The organism is Mycolicibacterium austroafricanum (genome assembly GCF_000612725.1).
Lineage (GTDB): Bacteria > Actinomycetota > Actinomycetes > Mycobacteriales > Mycobacteriaceae > Mycobacterium > Mycobacterium austroafricanum.
Genome location: NZ_HG964455.1, coordinates 96923 through 115525 on the forward strand (window position 1 = coordinate 96923; position 18603 = coordinate 115525).

General features: G+C 68.1%; 21 protein-coding genes. 4 read left to right on the forward strand and 17 right to left on the reverse strand.

Annotation, left to right across the window (positions count from 1 at the left end; translation table 11 throughout):
• Nucleotides 1–20: 20 nt before the first annotated feature.
• The 5 genes from BN976_RS20635 to rplS form a co-directional block, all read right to left on the reverse strand.
• Nucleotides 21–794 carry an HAD-IIA family hydrolase gene (locus BN976_RS20635; protein ID WP_036373475.1) on the reverse strand — a complete coding sequence of 258 codons (774 nt, stop codon included), beginning with the start codon at nt 792–794 and terminating at the stop codon, nt 21–23.
• 74 nt (nt 795–868) lie between these two features.
• Entirely contained in the window at nt 869–1174 is a 306-nt protein-coding gene (locus tag BN976_RS20640; RefSeq protein WP_011779423.1) for a DUF2469 domain-containing protein, read from the reverse strand.
• Nucleotides 1171–1920, reverse strand: a complete 750-nt coding sequence (locus BN976_RS20645; protein ID WP_011779422.1) for a ribonuclease HII — start codon at nt 1918–1920, stop codon at nt 1171–1173. The genes BN976_RS20640 and BN976_RS20645 overlap by 4 nt, the downstream gene beginning before the upstream one ends.
• Nucleotides 1921–1936: 16 nt before the next feature.
• Nucleotides 1937–2788 (reverse strand): signal peptidase I, encoded by an 852-nt coding sequence (gene lepB, locus BN976_RS20650; RefSeq protein ID WP_036373478.1) that lies wholly within the window; start codon nt 2786–2788, stop codon nt 1937–1939.
• 48 nt (nt 2789–2836) lie between these two features.
• Nucleotides 2837–3178, reverse strand: coding sequence for a 50S ribosomal protein L19 (gene rplS, locus BN976_RS20655; protein WP_011779420.1), 342 nt, complete (start codon nt 3176–3178; stop codon nt 2837–2839).
• Between the two features lie 306 nt (nt 3179–3484).
• Between rplS and BN976_RS20660 the strand changes: the two genes are divergently transcribed.
• Complete coding sequence (locus BN976_RS20660) at nt 3485–4423, forward strand: serine hydrolase (protein WP_036373481.1); 939 nt, start codon at nt 3485–3487, stop codon at nt 4421–4423.
• Here BN976_RS20660 and trmD read toward each other — a convergent pair.
• The 4 genes from trmD to rpsP are packed head-to-tail and all read right to left on the reverse strand — an operon-like array spanning nt 4420 to nt 6364.
• Nucleotides 4420–5106 (reverse strand): tRNA (guanosine(37)-N1)-methyltransferase TrmD, encoded by a 687-nt coding sequence (trmD, locus tag BN976_RS20665; RefSeq protein ID WP_011779418.1) that lies wholly within the window; start codon nt 5104–5106, stop codon nt 4420–4422. The genes BN976_RS20660 and trmD overlap by 4 nt on opposite strands.
• A 12-nt stretch (nt 5107–5118) precedes the next feature.
• Nucleotides 5119–5637 carry a ribosome maturation factor RimM gene (rimM, locus tag BN976_RS20670; protein WP_036373484.1) on the reverse strand — a complete coding sequence of 173 codons (519 nt, stop codon included), beginning with the start codon at nt 5635–5637 and terminating at the stop codon, nt 5119–5121.
• Nucleotides 5638–5648: 11 nt separating this feature from the next.
• Nucleotides 5649–5891 carry an RNA-binding protein gene (locus BN976_RS20675; RefSeq protein WP_005148848.1) on the reverse strand — a complete coding sequence of 81 codons (243 nt, stop codon included), beginning with the start codon at nt 5889–5891 and terminating at the stop codon, nt 5649–5651.
• Nucleotides 5888–6364: a 30S ribosomal protein S16 gene (rpsP, locus tag BN976_RS20680; RefSeq protein WP_036373486.1), complete on the reverse strand. Its 477-nt coding sequence runs from the start codon at nt 6362–6364 to the stop codon at nt 5888–5890. Before rpsP ends, BN976_RS20675 begins: the two co-directional genes overlap by 4 nt.
• A gap of 232 nt (nt 6365–6596) precedes the next feature.
• Here rpsP and BN976_RS20685 point away from each other — a divergent pair, with 232 nt between their 5' ends.
• Complete coding sequence (locus tag BN976_RS20685) at nt 6597–7088, forward strand: nuclear transport factor 2 family protein (RefSeq protein WP_036373489.1); 492 nt, start codon at nt 6597–6599, stop codon at nt 7086–7088.
• Between the two features lie 5 nt (nt 7089–7093).
• On the opposite strand, the gene BN976_RS20690 is transcribed toward BN976_RS20685, so the two are convergent.
• The gene (locus BN976_RS20690; RefSeq protein WP_036373492.1) at nt 7094–7513 is read right to left on the reverse strand and encodes a nuclear transport factor 2 family protein; all 420 of its coding nucleotides are present in this window, start codon (nt 7511–7513) and stop codon (nt 7094–7096) included.
• 44 nt (nt 7514–7557) lie between these two features.
• Between BN976_RS20690 and BN976_RS20695 the strand changes: the two genes are divergently transcribed.
• Both BN976_RS20695 and BN976_RS20700 read left to right on the forward strand, forming a co-directional pair.
• A complete protein-coding gene (locus tag BN976_RS20695; RefSeq protein WP_036373494.1) occupies nt 7558–8442 on the forward strand; it encodes a D-alanyl-D-alanine carboxypeptidase family protein in 885 nt (294 codons plus the stop codon).
• Nucleotides 8443–8585: 143 nt separating this feature from the next.
• Nucleotides 8586–9362: a D-alanyl-D-alanine carboxypeptidase gene (locus tag BN976_RS20700; RefSeq protein WP_370501381.1), complete on the forward strand. Its 777-nt coding sequence runs from the start codon at nt 8586–8588 to the stop codon at nt 9360–9362.
• On the opposite strand, the gene BN976_RS20705 is transcribed toward BN976_RS20700, so the two are convergent.
• The 7 genes from BN976_RS20705 to ftsY all read right to left on the reverse strand — a co-directional run bounded on the left by BN976_RS20705 (nt 9359) and on the right by ftsY (nt 18578).
• A complete protein-coding gene (locus tag BN976_RS20705) occupies nt 9359–10033 on the reverse strand; it encodes a cyclase family protein (protein ID WP_036373500.1) in 675 nt (224 codons plus the stop codon). The genes BN976_RS20700 and BN976_RS20705 overlap by 4 nt on opposite strands.
• On the reverse strand, nt 10033–11115 hold the full coding sequence (locus tag BN976_RS20710; RefSeq protein WP_036373503.1) for an amidohydrolase family protein: 1083 nt from the start codon (nt 11113–11115) through the stop codon (nt 10033–10035). Before BN976_RS20710 ends, BN976_RS20705 begins: the two co-directional genes overlap by 1 nt.
• Complete coding sequence (gene ffh, locus BN976_RS20715; protein WP_036373506.1) at nt 11112–12680, reverse strand: signal recognition particle protein; 1569 nt, start codon at nt 12678–12680, stop codon at nt 11112–11114. The genes BN976_RS20710 and ffh overlap by 4 nt, the downstream gene beginning before the upstream one ends.
• Nucleotides 12681–12731: 51 nt before the next feature.
• Entirely contained in the window at nt 12732–15200 is a 2469-nt protein-coding gene (locus BN976_RS20720; protein WP_036373509.1) for a [protein-PII] uridylyltransferase, read from the reverse strand.
• A gap of 81 nt (nt 15201–15281) precedes the next feature.
• Nucleotides 15282–15620, reverse strand: a complete 339-nt coding sequence (locus BN976_RS20725; RefSeq protein ID WP_011779408.1) for a P-II family nitrogen regulator — start codon at nt 15618–15620, stop codon at nt 15282–15284.
• 33 nt (nt 15621–15653) lie between these two features.
• Entirely contained in the window at nt 15654–17006 is a 1353-nt protein-coding gene (locus tag BN976_RS20730; RefSeq protein WP_011779407.1) for an ammonium transporter, read from the reverse strand.
• A 222-nt stretch (nt 17007–17228) separates the two neighbouring features.
• Complete coding sequence (gene ftsY, locus BN976_RS20735) at nt 17229–18578, reverse strand: signal recognition particle-docking protein FtsY (RefSeq protein ID WP_011779406.1); 1350 nt, start codon at nt 18576–18578, stop codon at nt 17229–17231.
• Nucleotides 18579–18603: the final 25 nt, after the last annotated feature.

Consider the following 18603-nt stretch of genomic DNA (forward strand, 5'->3'; position numbering starts at 1 on the left):
TCAAGCTAGCAAGCGCCGGCTCACACCAACTCGATCGCCTCGGCGATGCTCGGCAGCACGCGGCTCGGCCGGAACGGGTAGCGCTCGACGTCGTCGATCGTCGTGGACCCGGTCAGCACCAGGATGGTCTCCAGCCCGGCCTCGATACCGGCCACCACGTCGGTGTCCATCCGGTCCCCCACCATGACCGTGCTTTCCGAGTGGGCCTCGATCCGGTTGAGCGCGCTGCGGAACATCATCGGGTTCGGCTTGCCGACGAAATACGGCTCGCGTCCGGTGGCCTTCGTGATCATCGCGGCCACCGACCCGGTCGCGGGCAACGGACCCTCGGCCGACGGGCCGGTCACGTCGGGGTTGGTCGCGATGAAGCGGGCGCCACCGAGGATGAGGCGCACCGCCTTGGTGATCGCCTCGAACGAGTAGGTGCGGGTCTCGCCGAGCACCACGAAGTCCGGATCGATGTCGGTGAGTGTGTAGCCGGCTTCGTGCAGCGCCGTGGTCAGCCCCGCCTCGCCGATGACGTAGGCCGAGCCGCCGGGCAACTGGTCGGACAGAAACGCCGCGGTGGCCAGTGCGGAGGTCCAGATCGCGTTCTCGGGGACGGCAAGACCGGATCGGGCCAGCCGCGCCGCCAGGTCGCGTGGGGTGAAGATCGAATTGTTGGTGAGAACCAGAAAGGGCCGCTCACGGTCGATGAGGCGCTGCAGGAACTCTGCGGCCCCGGGTAGCGCGTGTTCCTCGCGGACGAGCACACCGTCCATGTCGGTCAGCCAGCACTGCGGTGTGGAACGCACGTCGTCCAGTCTGTCAGCCGTGGCAAGTAGCCGGCTTGTCACTCACCGGTCGCTCATGAGCAGGATCGGATGAGCTACTCCGGAAGCCGCAGTTCGGGCTTGTCCACCTCTTCGATGTTGACGTCCTTGAAGGTGATCACCCGGACCTGCTTGACGAACCGGGCCGGCCGGTACATGTCCCACACCCAGGCATCGCCAAGCCGCAGTTCGAAGTAGACCTCGCCGTCGGCGTTCCGCGGGATCATCTCGACGCTGTTGGCCAGGTAGAAGCGCCGCTCGGTCTCGACGACATAGCTGAACTGACCGACGATGTCCTTGTACTCGCGGTAGAGCGAGAGTTCCATCTCGGTTTCGTACTTCTCGAGATCCTCGGCACTCATCGGCTCAGCTGTCCTTCATGTAGTACACCGTCCACTGGCATGTCCACGAGCATTTTCCCGCACCCGACTTCTCCATGCTCCTCGGGTTCCCCGTCCATCACCAGACGCCTCACATTGATGAACGAATATCGGTGCTGGCTGGACGGGCCCAATCGTGCCAGCGCCGCGCTGTGCGCACGCGTGCTGTACCCCTTGTGCTCGGCGAATCCGTAGCCGGGATGCTCGTCTTCCATCGCGACCATCAGCCGGTCGCGGCTCACCTTGGCCAGCACGCTGGCCGCCGCGATACAGGCCGCGGCCGCGTCACCGCCGACTACAGGCAGCGACGGCATCGGCAGGCCGGGAACGCGGAAACCGTCCGACAGCACATAGCCGGGTCGCAACGACAACCCGGCGACCGCCCGCCGCATCCCCTCGATGTTGGCCACGTGCACGCCGCGGCGGTCGACCTCCTGCGACGGGATGAAAACCACGTGGTAGGCCAGCGCATACCTGCGGATCAACGGAAACAGCCGCTCACGTTCGTTCTCGTTGAGCTTCTTCGAGTCGTCGAGCGCGGCAAGGCTCTCCAACCGGTTGGGCCCCAGCACACACGCCGCGACGACCAGCGGTCCGGCACACGCGCCGCGCCCCACCTCGTCGACTCCGGCCACCGGCCCCAGACCTGCGCGGTACAACGCAGATTCCAGAGTGCGCAGGCCCGACGACTTGCGGATGACCGTCCTCGGAGGCCAAGCAGCAGGCAAGTGTCCGCGCCTCCTGTTACGACTGCGGGTTCACCGAGCTCACGCCACCCCACCGCCCAGGCGGCCAGGCGATGAACCGGGCTTTGCCGATGACATTCTCCTCCGGAATCGTCCCGGCCGCCGGGTCCCCCGTGCACAGCAGGCCGCGCTGTGCGTCGGCGGGCACATTGCTGCAGTGCGTACGGGAATCGGCCGAGTGGGTGCGGTTGTCGCCCATCACCCACAGCCTGCCCTCGGGGACGGTCACCGGGCCGAACTCGTTACCCAGGCACGGGTACACCGCGGGGTCGGCCATCATCGTGTCGGGATCAAGGTAGGGCTCGTTGAGCGGCTTTCCGTCGACGGTCAGCCCGGTGTCGACCCGGCACTGCACGGTCTGCCCGCCGACCGCGATGATCCGCTTGACCAGATCGTTCTCGTCCGGGGGGACGAAGCCCACGACCGACAGCGCGTTCTGCACCCACCGCACCGCGGTGTTGTCGGACCGAATGGACTTGTAGCCGACGCTCCAGTTCGGCGGGCCCTTGAAGACGACGACGTCACCTGGCTCGGGCGAGGAGAAGCGGTAGGTGAGCTTGTCGACCATGATGCGGTCGCCCACGCATCCGTTGCACCCGTGCAGCGTCGGCTCCATCGACTCCGATGGAATCAGGTAGGGCCGCGCGATGAACGTCAGCATCACGTAGTACAGCACCAGGGCGATGCTGATCAGGATCGCGGCCTCACGAAGTGCGCCGCGCTTCTTCTTGCCGGTTTTCTCGTCGCCTTCAGAGGCAACAGGCTCCGGATTCTCGAGCGTGCGTTCGGCCGACGAGTTGTCGGGATCGGAAGGTGCCGAGTGACCCGAGGGGTCAGAAGCGGATGTCACGGGATCAGCGTAGTCACCGCGACGACAAACCCGACCCGGCGGCGCAGGTCAGCGCTTTTCCTTGATCTTGGCCTTCTTGCCACGCAGCTCGCGCAGGTAGTACAGCTTCGCGCGGCGGACGTCGCCACGGGAGACGATGTCGATGTGGTCGATGTTGGGTGAATGCACGGGGAAGGTGCGCTCGACGCCGACGCCGTAGCTCTCCTTGCGAACCGTGAAGGTCTCGCGGACCCCGCCACCCTGACGGCGGAGGACGACACCCTTGAAGACCTGGATGCGTTCCTTGGAGCCCTCGATGACCTTAACGTGGACGTTGACGGTGTCACCGGGACCAAAGGCCGGGACATCGTCACGCAGCGACGACTGGTCGACGAAATCCAGCGTGTTCATCGGTGACACTTCCTTGCTGTTCGCGGCTCCGTGCCGGCGTCTGGTGACGCGCACGGAACCGATGTGGTTTCGGACGTCTTGGGCGGGTCGTGCGGCGCGGACGTACCGGCCGTGCACAGACAACTGCCCAATTGTGCCAGACGGAGACCGGATCCTTGAAATCCGGTGGCCACCGCCACCGTCTGGAGGCGGGTTCACGCGCGGCGGCGCGGGTATGCAGCCGTTACCCTTGATCCACCGGGCCTGCCGACAGCGCTGCCCGAGTTCGGGGGGACTGCGTCGACCCAACACATCTGGAGGAGAGCGATGCGACGGCCGGCGAGGCTGTTCAGGACCACCGTTTCGATGGCGGCCGCCGTGTCCGCTCTGGCCGGATGCGCCACAGCGGACAGCAGTGCCCCACCGCTCTCGGGGGGTCCGCAGCTGACGGTGGTCGCGCCGCTGGGCACCATGGCTCCGCTGCCGGAGGCGCCGCCCGACGAGCCCGCCGCCACGTTCGCGGGACTGGCCCAGCGGGAGATGCAGGCGACGGCGCAGGCCGCCGAGGCCGGCGCCGAGATCACCGCCGCGGTCCTGGACCGCAACACCGGCCAGTTGGTGACCAACGGGAACGGCATGAAGATCGCCATCGCCTCGGTGGTGAAGCTGTTCATCGCCGACGACCTGCTGCTGCAGGTCGCCAACGGACAGACCGAGCTGTCCCCGGAGGACCGCAAGTCGCTCGACGTCATGTTGCGGGCCTCCGACGACAGCGCCGCCGAGGTGTTCTGGAACCGCAGCGGCGGCAGCGCGATCATCGACCGCGTCGTCAAGCGCTACGGGCTGTCCTCGACGAGCCGGCCCGGTAACGGGCGGTGGTTCAACACCATCAGCACGGCCACCGACCTGGTGCGCTACTACGACATGTTGCTGTCGGGCGCAGGCGGCCTGCCCCGGGAACAGGCGAACATCATCCTGTCGAACCTCGCCGCGTCGACGCCGACGGCACCCGACGGGATGGTGCCCGGCGGCGTCTATCCGCAGCGGTTCGGCATCCCGGAGGGGTTGTACGCCGAACCGGTCGCGGTCAAGCAGGGCTGGATGTGCTGCGTCGGCGCCGACTGGATGCATCTGTCGACCGGTGTGGTCGGTCTGAGCCGCCGCTACGTGATGGTGATCGGGTCGATGCAGCCGGCCGGCGATGACGCCGCGCGCCGCACGATCACCGACGCCGTCAAGACGATGTTCCCCGGCGGCAGGATCTAATCCAACAGGTCGGGACGTCGCTCCCGGGTCCGTTGCAGCCCCTGCTCGCGCCGCCACGCGGCGATGCGTGCGTGGTCACCGGAGAGCAGCACGTCGGGGACGTCGAGTCCGCGCCAACTCGCGGGCCGCGTGTAGCTGGGCCCCTCAAGCAGCCCACCGACCAGCTCGGAGTGTGAATCGTCCTGGTGCGAGGCGGGATTGCCGAGCACGTCGGGCAGCAGCCGGACGACGGCCTCGATCATCACCACCGCGGCGGATTCGCCGCCGGGCAGCACGTAGTCACCGATCGACACCTCCTCGACCCGCATCCGCCTCGCGGCGTCGTCGATCACCCGCTGGTCGATGCCCTCGTAGCGGCCGCAGGCGAAGACCAGGTGCTCTTCGCCGGACCAACGCTGCGCGGTGGCCTGGGTGAACAGCCGACCCGCCGGCGACGGGACCACCAGAAGGGTTTCCGGCGAGCAGATCTCGTCGAGCGCGGCGCCCCAGATCGGCGCCTTCATCACCATTCCCGGTCCCCCGCCGTACGGCGAATCGTCCACCGAGCGGTGCACATCATGGGTCCAGTCACGCAGATCGTGCACCGCAAGCGCCACGATCCCAGCCTCGATCGCCTTGCCCGGCAACGCCTGTCGCAACGCATCCAGGAACGCGGGAAAGATGGTCACCACGTCAATACGCACGGCTCCGCATCCTCACAGATCGAGCAGACCCTCGGGCGGATCGATCTCGATCGCGTTGTCCGCCAACGACACCGACACCACGATCGCCGACACGAACGGCACCAGCACCTCGGCACCGTCGGGGTCACGCACAGCCAGCAGTTCGCCTGCGGCAGTGTGCAGCACCTCGGCCACCGTACCGACGGGCTGCCCGCCGGTGGTGCTGACCGCCATCCCCTCGAGTTGATGGTCGTAGAACTCGTCGGGATCTTCGATCGGGGGAAGCTCGGCGGAATCGACGAGGAAGAGCGTGCCGCGCAGTGCGTCGGCGGCATCGCGGTCCCCGACGCCTTGCAGCCGCACCAGCATCCGATCGCCGTGGGCCCTCACCGATTCGATGACGAACTCGCGCTCGGCGCCGCCCCGCGAGGGACGGCCGCGCAGCACAGCGCCGGCCACGAAACGGCCCTCCGGATCGTCGGTGCGGACGTCGACGGCGAGTTCGCCCGTGACGCCGTGCGCCTTGACGACGCGCCCGACAACCAGGTCCATAGGGATGGGCGCTACTGGTCGGTGTCCACCACGTCGACGCGGATTCCGCGACCGCCGATGCCCGCCACCAGGGTGCGCAGCGCGGTCGCGGTGCGACCGCCGCGCCCGATGACCTTTCCGAGGTCCTCGGGGTGGACGTGGACCTCGACGGTGCGGCCGCGGCGATTGGTCACCATGTCCACCCGGACGTCGTCGGGATTGTCGACGATTCCGCGGACCAGGTGCTCAACGGCGTCGACGACGACGGAGCTCATTCTGCAGCGGGGGCGTCGGACTCGGCGACGGCCTCAGCCTCGGCGGGCGCCTCAGCTGCTTCGGCAGGCGCGTCCTTCTTGGCCGGGGCCTTCTTCTTCTTCGGCGTGGTGGCCTCGGTGGACGGCCCGCCCTCGGCCTCGGCCAGCGCGGCGTTGAACAGGTCCAGCTTGGACGGCTTGGGTTCCTTGACCTTCAGCGTGCCCTCGGCGCCGGGCAGGCCCTTGAACTTCTGCCAGTCACCGGTGATCTTCAGCAGCTGCAGCACGGGCTCGGTCGGCTGGGCGCCGACGCCCAGCCAGTACTGTGCGCGCTCCGAGTCGATCTCGATGACGCTCGGCTCTTCCTTCGGGTGGTACCGGCCGATGACCTCGATGGCGCGACCGTCGCGGCGGTTGCGCGCATCGGCGACGGCGATGCGGTACTGGGGATTGCGGATCTTGCCGAAGCGGGCGAGCTTGATCTTGACAGCCATGGTTGAGCGATTTCTCCTGTGATTGCCACGTTTGCAATTCGAGCGATCTCCGGCGGGATGCCGGGATCCGGTTTTGCCTTACGCGTGTGACCACGGCACGGCACATCCGATCGAGGAAGCCGTACGCGGACAGCCGCCCATTGTGCCAGACCGGCGGCCACCGCCGGAAATCCGGAGTCGCAGCTCGCCCAGTGACCTTTACAAGTCGAGCCCGAAGTGTCACCTTCTAGGTGTGGACGACGCCGCGGCACTGGTGGAGATCGAGGCGATCAAGCAGCTGAAGGCACGCTACTGCCGGTTCCTCGACATCAAGGACTGGGATTCGTGGCGGTCGCTGTTCGCCGACGACTTCCACAGTGACACCGCAGGGGCCGGCGGCAAGGTGATCGACGGGGCCGACGAATTCGTCGCGTTCACCCGAAGGAGCCTCGGTGACCGCGCGACCGTGCACCAGGTGCATGCGCCCGAGATCGAGTTGACCTCTCCGACGACCGCCACGGCGGTGTGGGCGCTGGAGGACGTCGTGCGCCTGGCGCCCGGGGTCAACCTGCGCGGCTACGGCCATTACACGGAGTCCTACGCGAAGGTCGACGGCTACTGGCTTATCACCGCGTCCACGCTGACCCGGCTGCGGGAGGACGTGTTCAACATCGCGGTCTCGGTGTACGTGTCGGACCGCATCAAACGGGTGGTCGGCAGGCTGGGTCGTCGACTGGTGCGGTGAACAGCTCACACCAGCTTGTCGAAGCACTTCTCCTCGACCCGCCGGCTCATCCGCCAGCCCTGCGCGGTGCGGACGAACTCGTCGACGTACCAGATGCCGACGAAATAGACCTGGTTGTGCTCCCCGCCCATAACCATCGGGTTGAAGCAGATGGCCCGTGAGGTCGCGGTGTCCCCGCTGATGCGGATGTCGACGTTGCCGACCAGGTGGTAGTAGGCGGGGAAGTTCGGCAGCACCTCCTTCAGCCACGCCTTCACCTCCGGAAAGCGGCCGTCCACGCCACCGCTGACGCGGTAGTCGATGTAGGCGTCGGGGGTGAACACCGCATCGAGGTCGTCGAATCGCCTTCCGTCGATCGCGCTGGAGTAGTCGATCAGCAATTGCTGGATCTCCAGCCGGTCGGAGATCTCGGCGAGGCTCAACATGGCTCGATTGAACACGACCGCGGCGCGGTTTAGGCTCACCTGCCATGACGAGGCTTCTCGCGTGCCTTGGCGCCGTGCTGTGCCTGGTCGGTTCGGTCTCTGTTCCCCACGCGGCCGCCGTGCCCGCCACCGGGATCGTGCAGCCCGCAGGTTCGATGCCGATCCCCGACGGTCCCGCCCAGGCGTGGATCGTGGCCGACATGGACACCGGCGCGGTGCTGGCCGCGCGCGACGAGCACGGCCACTTCGCGCCGGCCAGCACCATCAAGGTGCTGCTGGCGATGGTCGTTCTCGACGAACTGCCGCTCGACGCGACCATCGTGGCCAACGAGGTTGACACCAAGGTCGAGTGCAACTGCGCGGGTGTGGCACCGGGTCGGACCTACACGACCCGCCAACTGCTCGAGGCACTGCTGCTCGTGTCGGGCAACGACGCCGCCAACACGCTGGCCACCATGCTCGGCGGGCGCGACGTCGCCGTGATGAAGATGAACGCGAAGGCCGCCACGCTGGGCGCGTACGGCACCAACGCCGGTTCGCCGTCGGGCATCGACGGGCCCGGCATCGACATCTGGTCCACACCGCGCGACCTGGCGGTCATTTTCCGCGCCGCGATGGCCGACCCGGTGTTCGCGCAGATCGTCGCCCAACCCACCGCGGTCTTCCCGGCCAAGACCGGCGACGTCGTGCTGGTCAACCAGGACGAACTTCTGCACCGCTATCCGGGAACGTTCGGCGGCAAGACCGGATACACCGACCTGGCCCGCAAGACCTTCGTCGGCGGCGCCGCGCGCAACGGCAGACACCTGGTCGTCGCGCTGATGTACGGGCTGGTGAAAGAGGGCGGGCCGACGTACTGGGACCAGGCCGCCGCGCTGCTCGACTGGGGTTTCGCGCTGGGCCCGAACTCCGGCGTGAGCCGGCTCTGAGCGAAGGACCGGTCGGACTCCGATACCCGATGGAGACCTGATCGCGCGCTGGACGAGTCCTGCCGGGACTAGCGTCGCGAACCGTGCGAAGACGACTCGCGGGGCTGGCGCTCGCCCTCAGCGCGGTGCTGCCCGCCGCCTCGATGTCGATCGCCCCGCCGACGTCGGCGCAGCCCGCCGCCGAACCCGCTGCCGCGCAACCGCTTCCGGACGGACCGGCGGAGGCCTGGCTGGTCGCCGACCTCGACACCGGGCGCGTGCTCGCCAGCAAGAACCCGTACGGCACCTACGCCCCGGCCAGCACGATCAAGGTGCTTTTGGCGATGACGGTGCTCGACCACCTGCGGCCGGACAACTTCGCACGAGCCAACGAGTCGCACACCCGTGTCGAATGTTCCTGTGTCGGACTGCAACCCGGCCAGGCGTACACCACCGCCCAGCTGGTCGCGGCGATCCTGATGGTGTCGGGCAACGACGCGGCCAACATGCTCGCCGACATGCTCGGCGGCCAGCGGGTGGCCGTCGCGGCGATGAACCGCAAGGCGGCCCTAGTCGGCGCCCGCAGCACCAGGGCGTCGTCGCCGTCGGGACTCGACGGACCCGGCTGGGAATCGGTGACCACGCCGCACGATCTGGCGGTCATCATGCGCGCGGCGCTGAAGTATCCGCTGATCGCCCAGATCATGCGGTCCCCGTCCGCGCCGTTTCCCGGCAAGACGCTGCACAACCAGAATGAGTTGCTCAGCCGCTATCCCGGCGATCTCGCCGGCAAGACCGGCTTCACCAACCTGGCCCGCAAGACCTACGTCGGGGCGGCGCAACGCGGCAACCGCCGCCTGGTCGTCGTGCAGATGTACGGCACCGGAGACCTCTACGGTCAGGCGATCCGCCTGCTGGACTACGGCTTCAGCCAGCCCTAGGAGTCCTCGACCTCGGCGAAAGCGCGGACGGGGAACGTTCCGAAGCCTTCCACCGCCGGCGGCGCGGCGGTGAATCGCGCACCCCGCGCAGGCAAGGACGCCAGGTTGGTGAGGTGCTCGACGATGTGCACTCCGGCGCCCAGCAGTAGCGAATGCGCGGGACGATGTCCGCCCGACTCGGTGTCGTCGATGTTGACCGAGTCGATTCCCACCAGCACAGCGCCCGCGTCGATGAGGTGCTGGGCCGCATCGGCGGTCAGGAACGGCGCACCTGTGCCGTAGGTGTCGCCTCCGAAATACCGGTCCCACCCCGTGTGAAGCAGGACCGCCGCGCCGCGGACCTCGCGACCGGCCAGGTGTCCGACCGTGATCGCCCGGTCTGCGAGCCCGTCGAGATGGAACACCTCGGCGGGCAACCCCACCAGCGTCGAGAGATCCAGCCCCGCCAGGTCGGCCCCGTCGGAGTACCGGTGGAACGGCGAATCCAGGTACGTCCCGGTGTTCCCGATCATCGTGATCACGTCCATCGCGAATTCAGTTCCAGGAGCGTACTTCTCGCGGGAGGCTTGACGTGTCAGGTGCGGCGTGATGACTGGCGCGGGCAGCCCGGGGTAGGTGATGAGCCCGGCGCGGATCCGGTGGCTGAGATCGACGATGCGACGGGTGGACATCAGTAGACCACCCCGCGCAGCATCACCAGCGTCGGGTGGGCCAGCACCCCGGCGCCGGTGCGCGGGTCGTCGGCGAAGCACACCAGATCGGCCGAGGCTCCGTGTGCGAGGCCGGGACGGCGCAACCACTCCCGGGCGTCCCAGCACGCGGCACCGAGCGCCTCGGTCGGCGTCATGCCGATGCCCTTGAGCGCATCGACTTCCTCGGCGATGCGGCCGTGCGCCACCGCGCTGCCGGCATCGGAACCCGCGAAGATCGGCACACCCGCCTCGCGTGCGGCACCGACCCGGGCCGAACACGTTTCGTAGAGCGCGCGCATGTGCCTCTGATACGCCGGGTACTTGTCCGCAGACGCGGCGATGTCGGGGAAGTTCTCGATGTTGATCAGGGTGGGCACCAGCGCGGTGCCGTGCTGGACCATCAGGTCGATGGTGTCCTCGGTCAGCCCGGTGCCGTGCTCGATGCAGTCGATGCCGGCCTTGATCAGGCCCGGCAGCGCGTCCTCGCTGAACACGTGCGCGGTGACGCGGGCGCCGTTGGCGTGCGCGGCGTCGATCGCCGCCTCCAGCACGTCGTCGGACCACAACGGCGCCAGATCGCCGGTGTCGCGGTCGATCCAGTCCCCCACCAGCTTGACCCAGCCGTCACCCCACCGCGCCTGCTGCGCGATCGCGTCCGGCAGCTGCCACTCGTCCTCGAGTTCGACCGCGAAGCCACGCGAGTACCGCCTCGCGCGCGCCAGGTGCCGACCCGCCCGGATGATGCGCGGCAACTCCGGGCGGTCGTCGAAACTGCGGGTATCGGTCGGCGACCCGGCGTCACGCAGCAGCAGTGCGCCGACCCCGCGTTCGGTCTCGGCCTGCGCGACCGCCTCGTCCATGCCGATCGCGCCGTGCGGCCCCAGCCCCACGTGGCAGTGGGCGTCGACCAGGCCCGGCAGGATCCAACCGCCGTCAAAGACGGTCTCGGCACCGGCCACGGGTTCGGCGCTCAACCGGCCGTGGACAATCCACCACTCGACGGGTTCACCGTCGGGCAGGCTGCGGCCCCGGATGTGCAGAGGCGTGCGGTCCGCCGTCAATTCTTGGGGAACTTCAGCTTCGACAAGTCGATATCGGCCAGCCCCGGCGGCAGCTCGTCGAGCCCCTTGGGCATGTTCGACAGGTCAGGGAAGCCGGCAGGCATCCCCGGCATGCCCGCACCGAGCGGATTGCGGTTCTTCGGCGGCGTCGGGCCCTTGCGGCCTTTCTTGCCCGCCTGCTTGTTCTTGCCCTTGGCCGCCTTGCGGGTGTTCTTCCGGCCGAACGGCATGCCCATCTGCCCGGCCATCTGCGACATCATCTTGCGGGCCTCGAAGAACCGGTCGACGAGCTGGTTGACCTCGGACACCGTGACACCGGAGCCGTTGGCGATGCGCAGCCGCCGGGAGGCGTTGATGATCTTGGGATCCTCACGCTCCTGCGGCGTCATACCGCGGATGATCGCCTGCACCCGGTCGAGCTGCTTGTCGTCGACGGCGGCCAGCGCATCCTTCATCTGGCCTGCACCGGGCAGCATGCCGAGCAGGTTGCCGATCGGACCCATCTTGCGGATCGCCAGCATTTGTTCCAGGAAGTCCTCGAGGGTGAGCTCGCCACTGCCGATCTTGGCCGCGGTGGCCTCGGCCTGCGCGGCGTCGAAATGCTGCTCGGCCTGCTCGATGAGGGTGAGCACATCGCCCATGCCGAGGATCCGGCTGGCCATCCGGTCGGGATGGAAGACGTCGAAGTCTTCGAGCTTCTCGCCCGCCGACGCGAACAGGATCGGCACACCGGTGACCTCACGCACCGACAGCGCGGCACCGCCGCGGGCGTCGCCGTCGAGCTTGGTCAACACGACACCGGTGAACCCCACACCTTCGCGGAACGCATCGGCGGTGGTGACGGCGTCCTGGCCGATCATCGCGTCGAGGACGAACAGCGTCTCGTCGGGGTTGACGGCGTCGCGGATGGCGGCGGCCTGCGCCATCAGCTCGGCGTCGATGCCGAGTCGGCCCGCGGTGTCGACGATCACCACGTCGTAGTGCTTGGCTTTGGCCTCGGCCAGGCCCGCGGCGGCCACCGACACCGGATCGCCCGACGTCATCTGCTCGATCGTCGCGCCGTCCGGGGAGACGCCCGGGTGCGGCGCGAACACGCTGACGCCTGCCCGCTCACCGACGATCTGCAGCTGGTTGACCGCGCCGGGACGCTGCAGGTCGCACGCCACCAGCAGGGGCGTATGGCCTTGTCCCTTGAGCCATCTCGCGAGCTTGCCGGCCAGGGTCGTCTTACCGGAACCCTGCAGACCGGCCAGCATGATGACCGTCGGTGGGTTCCTGGCGAACGCCAGCTGACGCGTCTCGCCGCCGAGAATCCCGATGAGTTCCTCGTTGACGATCTTGACGACCTGCTGCGCGGGATTCAGCGCCGCCGACACCTCGGCGCCCTTGGCGCGCTCTTTGATGCGGGAGATGAACGCGCGCACCACGGGAAGCGAAACGTCGGCCTCGAGCAGGGCCAGTCGGATCTCGCGCGCGGTGGCGTCGATGTCGGCGTCAGTGAGCCGACCCTTGCCCCGCAGGCCCGAGAGCGCTCCGGTCAACCGGTCGGACAGGGATTCAAACACGACGCCAAGCCTATCGCGGGGATCGCGGCGGGTTCGGGCCGCCGCTGGTCATCAACTGGCCTCCACCTCGGCCGGCTTGGCCGGCGGCGCGGGAAGCACGGCGAACAGCTCGCGTTCGAGGTTCTGCCGGGCCGCCGCGCCGTCTGCGGGCAGCACGATCCCGAACGCGTCGACCACCGACGATCCCAGCGTGGTGACCTTTGCCCACGCGATGTCCACCCCGGCGCGTTCGAGAACGCGGGTGAGCACCGCGAGCAGACCGGCGCGGTCGGTGGCCCGGATCTCGGCGACCACCTGGCCGGCGCCCGCGCCCTCGTGCCACAACACCCGGGGCGGCGCCGTGGGCGGGTTGATCGGGACCGCGGCGCGGATCTCGCCCGCGCGGCCGGTGGCTGTGCTCTCCGCCTCCTTCTTCTCCAGCGCGCCCATCACGTCGAGTTCCCCGTCGATGGCCAGGATCAGCTGCTGGCGCAGCAGCTCGGCCGCGGGCGGGGAACCGAAATGCGGAGAGACAACGAAGGTGTTGATGGCCGCCCCCTCGTGACCGTTCACCGAGGCCGAGTGCACCCGAAGCGAGTTGAGGGCGAGCACGCCGGCGGTCTTGGACAGCAGACCCCGACTGTCCGGCGCGATCATCGTCACGTTGTAGATGTGCGAGTGCTCCGCCGGTGTCAGCTCGACGTGCACCCCGCCATCACCGGCCAGCGCGACGAACCGCGGGTCGACGGGGTCGGGGTGAGGCAGCGGCTCCCCGGCCATCACCAGCCGGCAGCGCCGGACCAGCTCGCCGATCAGTGACGCCTTCCAGTCCCCCCACACGCCGGGGCCGGTGGCCAGTGAATCGGCCTCGGCCAGGACGTGGAGCAGCTCGAGGACGACGAGGTCACCGTCGAGGGCGTCCACCACCGCGGCGATCGTCGCGGGATCCTGGAGATCGCGGCGGGTGGCCGTGTGCGGCAGCAGCAGGTGATGGCGCACCAGCGTGCTCAGCACGCGGATGTCGCAGGGCCACAACCCGAGCCGGCTGCCGATCTGATCGGCCAGTTCGGCGCCGATGACGCTGTGGTCCCCGCCTCTGCCCTTGCCGATGTCGTGCACAAGGGCGCCGAGTATCAGAAGATCGGGACGCGACACGCGGGTGGTGAAAGCGCTTGCGCGGGAGACGGTCTCGACGAGATGGCGGTCCACTGTCCAGATGTGGACGACGTCGCGTGGCGGCAGGTCGCGGACCGCACCCCATTCGGGGAACAGCCGACCCCACAGCCCGGTGCGGTCGAGGGCCTCGATGGTGGCCACTGCCGACGGGCCGGCGGCCAGCATCACCAGGAGATCCTTGAGGGCCTGGCCCGGCCACGGCGTGCGAAGCTCGGGGGCGGCCTCCACCAGCCGGCTCAGCGTCGAGGCGGCCATCGGCAGACCGGTGGTGGCCGATGCGGCAGCCACCCGCAGGATCAGCCCGGGATCGCGTTCCGGGCGGGCGTCGCGGGCCAGGATCACCTCGCCGTTGAACTCGATGACCCCTTCGTCGAGCGGACGTCGCACCGGGCGGCGCAGTACGGCCAGCCCGCGTCTTGGCAGTGCGTTGGCCGCGGTGCGGATCCCGGCGTCGACGTAGTAGCTCACGGTGCGGGCGGCGTCGGACAGCATGCGCGCGAGGTCGAACCGGTCGCCGATGTGAAGTGCGGCGCCGATCTCGTCGGCGTGCTGGGCCAGCAGGAGTTCACGGCCGCGGCCGGCCACCCGGTGCAGCTCGGTTCGGACATTCAGCAGTGAAAGGTGGGCTTCCCCAAGGGTTTCGGTAGGCGAAGCCAGCGATCGACTGGGGTAGACGTCGGCAAGCTGGGCGATGGCCAGCGCGTTGAGCAGCTGAACGTCTCGCAGACCGCCCCTGCCGCACTTGAGGTCCGGCTCGGCGCGGTGTGCGATCTCGCCGCTGCGTTGCCACCTGGCCCTGGTGTGCTCGACGAGTTCGTCGAATCGCGACGCGATCCCGGTGCGCCACTGCCGACGCGCTCCACCGATCAACAACGACGACAGGTCGCCGTCACCGGCGATGTGCCGCGCCTCCAGCATGGCCAGCCCGGCCGAAATGTCCGTGCCCGCGACACGCAGCGCCTCGGGGACCGTCCTTACGCTGTGATCGAGACGGATGTTGGCATCCCACAACGGATACCACAACAGCTCCGCCACCTCGCTGACGATCTCGGGGGGCATGTTGTCGTGCAGCAGCATCAGATCCAGGTCCGAATACGGCAGCAGTTCGCCCCGCCCCAGGCCTCCGGTGGCCACGATCGCGAAGCCGCTGGTGGCGGTGATGCCGATCTCGGACGCCTTTGTGGTGAGCCAGAAGTCGTAGAGATCGAGCAGCGCGTCGCGCAGCGCCGCCGCGTCGAGTTGACGGCTCCCGGAGAGCAACTGGTCCGCCGCCGCCACGAGATCCGTTGCCGGGCGCAAAGAGCCCGCCGCCGGACGCTCCCAACGGGGAGCGCCGGCGGCGGGTTGTGATTTCTGCTCTTTCATGAGTTGTCCTCCCGGCACTTGACGATCCAGTACTCACACGGCGCAACTGCCGGGAGACGACCTCTCATTCCACGATATGGATCAAAGGGCGTCGGCCCCACGCTCGCCGGTGCGCACCCGGACCACGGTCTCGACCGGGCTGACCCAGACCTTGCCGTCGCCGATCTTCCCGGTGCGGGCAGCCTGGACGATCACGTCCACCACCTTGTCGACGGCGGCGTCGTCGACGACGACCTCCACGCGCACCTTCGGGACGAAGTCCACCGAGTACTCCGCGCCGCGGTAGACCTCGGTGTGTCCCTTCTGCCGACCGTAACCCTGAACCTCGCTGACGGTCATGCCGAGGATTCCCGTCTGCTCAAGACCGGTCTTGACATCTTCCAGCGTGAACGGCTTGACGATCGCGGTTATCAGCTTCATGTAGTTGATCCCTTCCGATGAAATTGTCGCCGGTCAGGCGAGCTCGTAAGCCGTTTCGGCATGTTCGGTTTCATCGATACCAGTGTCCTCATCCTCCTTGGACACCCGCCAGCCCAATGGCTTGACGATGAACGCGATGATGGCGGTCATGATTGCGGTGAAGACTACGGCAACGAGCGCGATCACAGCCTGCACCACGAGTTGCTGCACGCCGCCACCGTAGAACAGGCCGGTTTCGGTGGCCAGGAAGCCGATACCGACGGTGCCCCACAGTCCGGCGACAAGGTGCACACCGACGACGTCGAGCGAATCGTCGTAGCCGAACTTGTACTTCAGCGAGATCGCGAGCGCCGACAGCACACCGGCGACCGCACCGAGGATCAGCGAGCCGATGGCGCTGAGCGCACCGCAGGCAGGCGTGATCGCGACCAGGCCCGCCACGATGCCCGACGCGGCGCCCACGCTCGTCGCGTGACCGTCACGGATGCGCTCCACGACCAACCAGGCCAGCATGGCGGCGGCGGTGGCGGCGGTGGTGTTCACCCACACCGAGCCGGCGAGCATGTCGGCAGCGCCCTCGGAGCCCACGTTGAAGCCGAACCAGCCGAACCACAGGATCGCCGCGCCGAGCATGACGAACGGGATGTTGTGCGGACGGTACGGGGTCTTGCCGAATCCGGTGCGCTTGCCGAGCAGGATCGCCAGCACCAGGGCGGCCATTCCGGCGTTGATGTGAACGACTGTGCCACCGGCGAAGTCGATCGGCGCGACGCTCGCGGTGCCGTCTTCGTTGAGCCCGAAGAGCTTGGCCGCGATCCCCGAATCCGCGTTCGACAGCAGGCCGCCACCCCAGACCATGTGCGACAGCGGGAAGTACACCAGCGTGACCCAGATGCCGCCGAAGAGCAGCCAGGTGCCGAACTTCATCCGCTCGGCGACCGCACCGCTGATCAGTGCCACGGTGATCACCGCGAAGGTGAGCTGGAAGGCCACCCAGACTATGGCGGGGACCGTGCCGAATCCACCGAGGACATACGTGCTCACACCGTCGATCTCGCGGACCTCGGTGAGCTGGCTGACCCCGAACAGTGCGAACGGGTTGTCGAAGACGCCGAAGAAGTCGCTCTCACCGGTGTGCGCCGAGGCGAACGACATCGAGTAACCCCACAGCACATAGATGACGCTGACGACACCGATCGAACCGAAGGACATCATCATCATGTTGAGGACGGACTTCTGACGGGACAGACCCCCGTAGAAGAACGCCAGGCCCGGTGTCATGAACAACACCAGCGCAGCGGACGTGAGCACCCACGCCGTGTCTCCGGCGCTCAGGCCCTCGGGCCCGAACGGCAGGAACGCATCGTCTGGCAAGGCTAATACCACTTTGTGTGAACCTCCTTGGGATGACGGCCGATCATGATCGGCCTCCCGAAGAGACTCTTTTGCAAGCGTTTCACCTGTGATTCTGTTGTGTTTCGCTGAGGTGAACGGACGCGCCGATGTCGTTACGCTCGTGTTTCACCAAGGCTGATCGGCACAGAATGCACCACCGCGCACGTCTCGCCTCCGGTTCGGGCGCTCCGCAGAATCCGCTCCGGTGCGGCGCTACCCGAGCAGCGCGTCGACGAACGCCGCGGGCTCGAACGGAGCCAGATCGTCGGGCCCTTCGCCGAGGCCGACGAGCTTGACCGGCACCCCGAGTTCCTGTTGGACGCGGAACACGATGCCGCCCTTGGCGGTCCCGTCGAGTTTGGTCAGCACCACCCCGGTGATGTCGACGACCTCGGCGAAGACGCGGGCCTGCGGCAAACTGTTCTGGCCGATCGTGGCGTCAAGCACCAGCAGGACTTCGTCGACGGCGGCGCGCTTGCCCACCACGCGTTTGACCTTGCCCAGTTCGTCCATCAGACCGGTCTTGGTGTGCAGGCGGCCCGCCGTGTCGATGACCACGACGTCGGCGCCGGCGGCGATACCCGTGTCGACGGCGTCGAAGGCCACCGATGCCGGGTCGGCGCCCTCGGGACCGCGCACCACCTGTGCGCCGACGCGCGACGCCCATGACTGAAGCTGGTCGGCCGCCGCGGCGCGGAAGGTGTCCGCGGCGCCGAGCACGACACGTCGTCCGTCGGCGACCAGGACTCGCGCCAGCTTGCCGACGGTGGTCGTCTTTCCGGTGCCGTTGACGCCGACCACAAGGAGCACCGATGGTTTGTCGGCGTGCGGCAGCGCCTTGATCGAGCGGTCCAAGTCGGGCCGCAGCTCGGCGATCAGCACCTCACGAAGCACCGCACGGGCGTCGGCCTCGGTGCGCACCTGGCTGGCGGCCATCTTGGCCCGCAGCGAGGTGACCACCGACTCGGTGACGACGGGGCCGAGGTCGGCGATCAGCAGGGTGTCCTCGATCTCCTCCCAGGAGTCCTCGTCGAGGTCGCCGCCGCCCAGCAGGCCCAGCATGCTGCGGCCCAGCGTGCTCTGAGACTTCGACAGGCGACCGCGTAGCCGGTCCAACCGGCCCTCGGTGGGGGCGATCTCCTCGATCTGCGGGCCCGGGGGCTCGGGTGCCTCGCCGACCTCCGCAACCGCGGGCTCGGGTGCCTCGGTGACCGGCTCCGGCACCACCACGGGCTCCGGCGGCAGCACGGGCGGCTCCGGCAGCCTGACGTCGGCGATGGGACGCTTAGGTGCATCGCGCGGAATGGTGGCATCATCGCCGACAGCGGGTAGCCCGGTGGTGTCGATGCGCTCCGGCGCCCTCGGCGGGGCCTGCACCGGTGTTGACTGGGCGAACGTGATACCTGACGTGGCGGTATAGCCACCTGAGCGATCGACGGGAGTAGCCGTGTCTGGAGCCGACAAGCTGATCCGGCGACGGCGGTACCGCACCAGGCCCACGACGAGCGCGACGAGCAGCAGAACGGCGATGACCGCGATGGCGATCCAGAGACCTTCACTCACCGTGCCATTGTCTCAGGGGGCATGA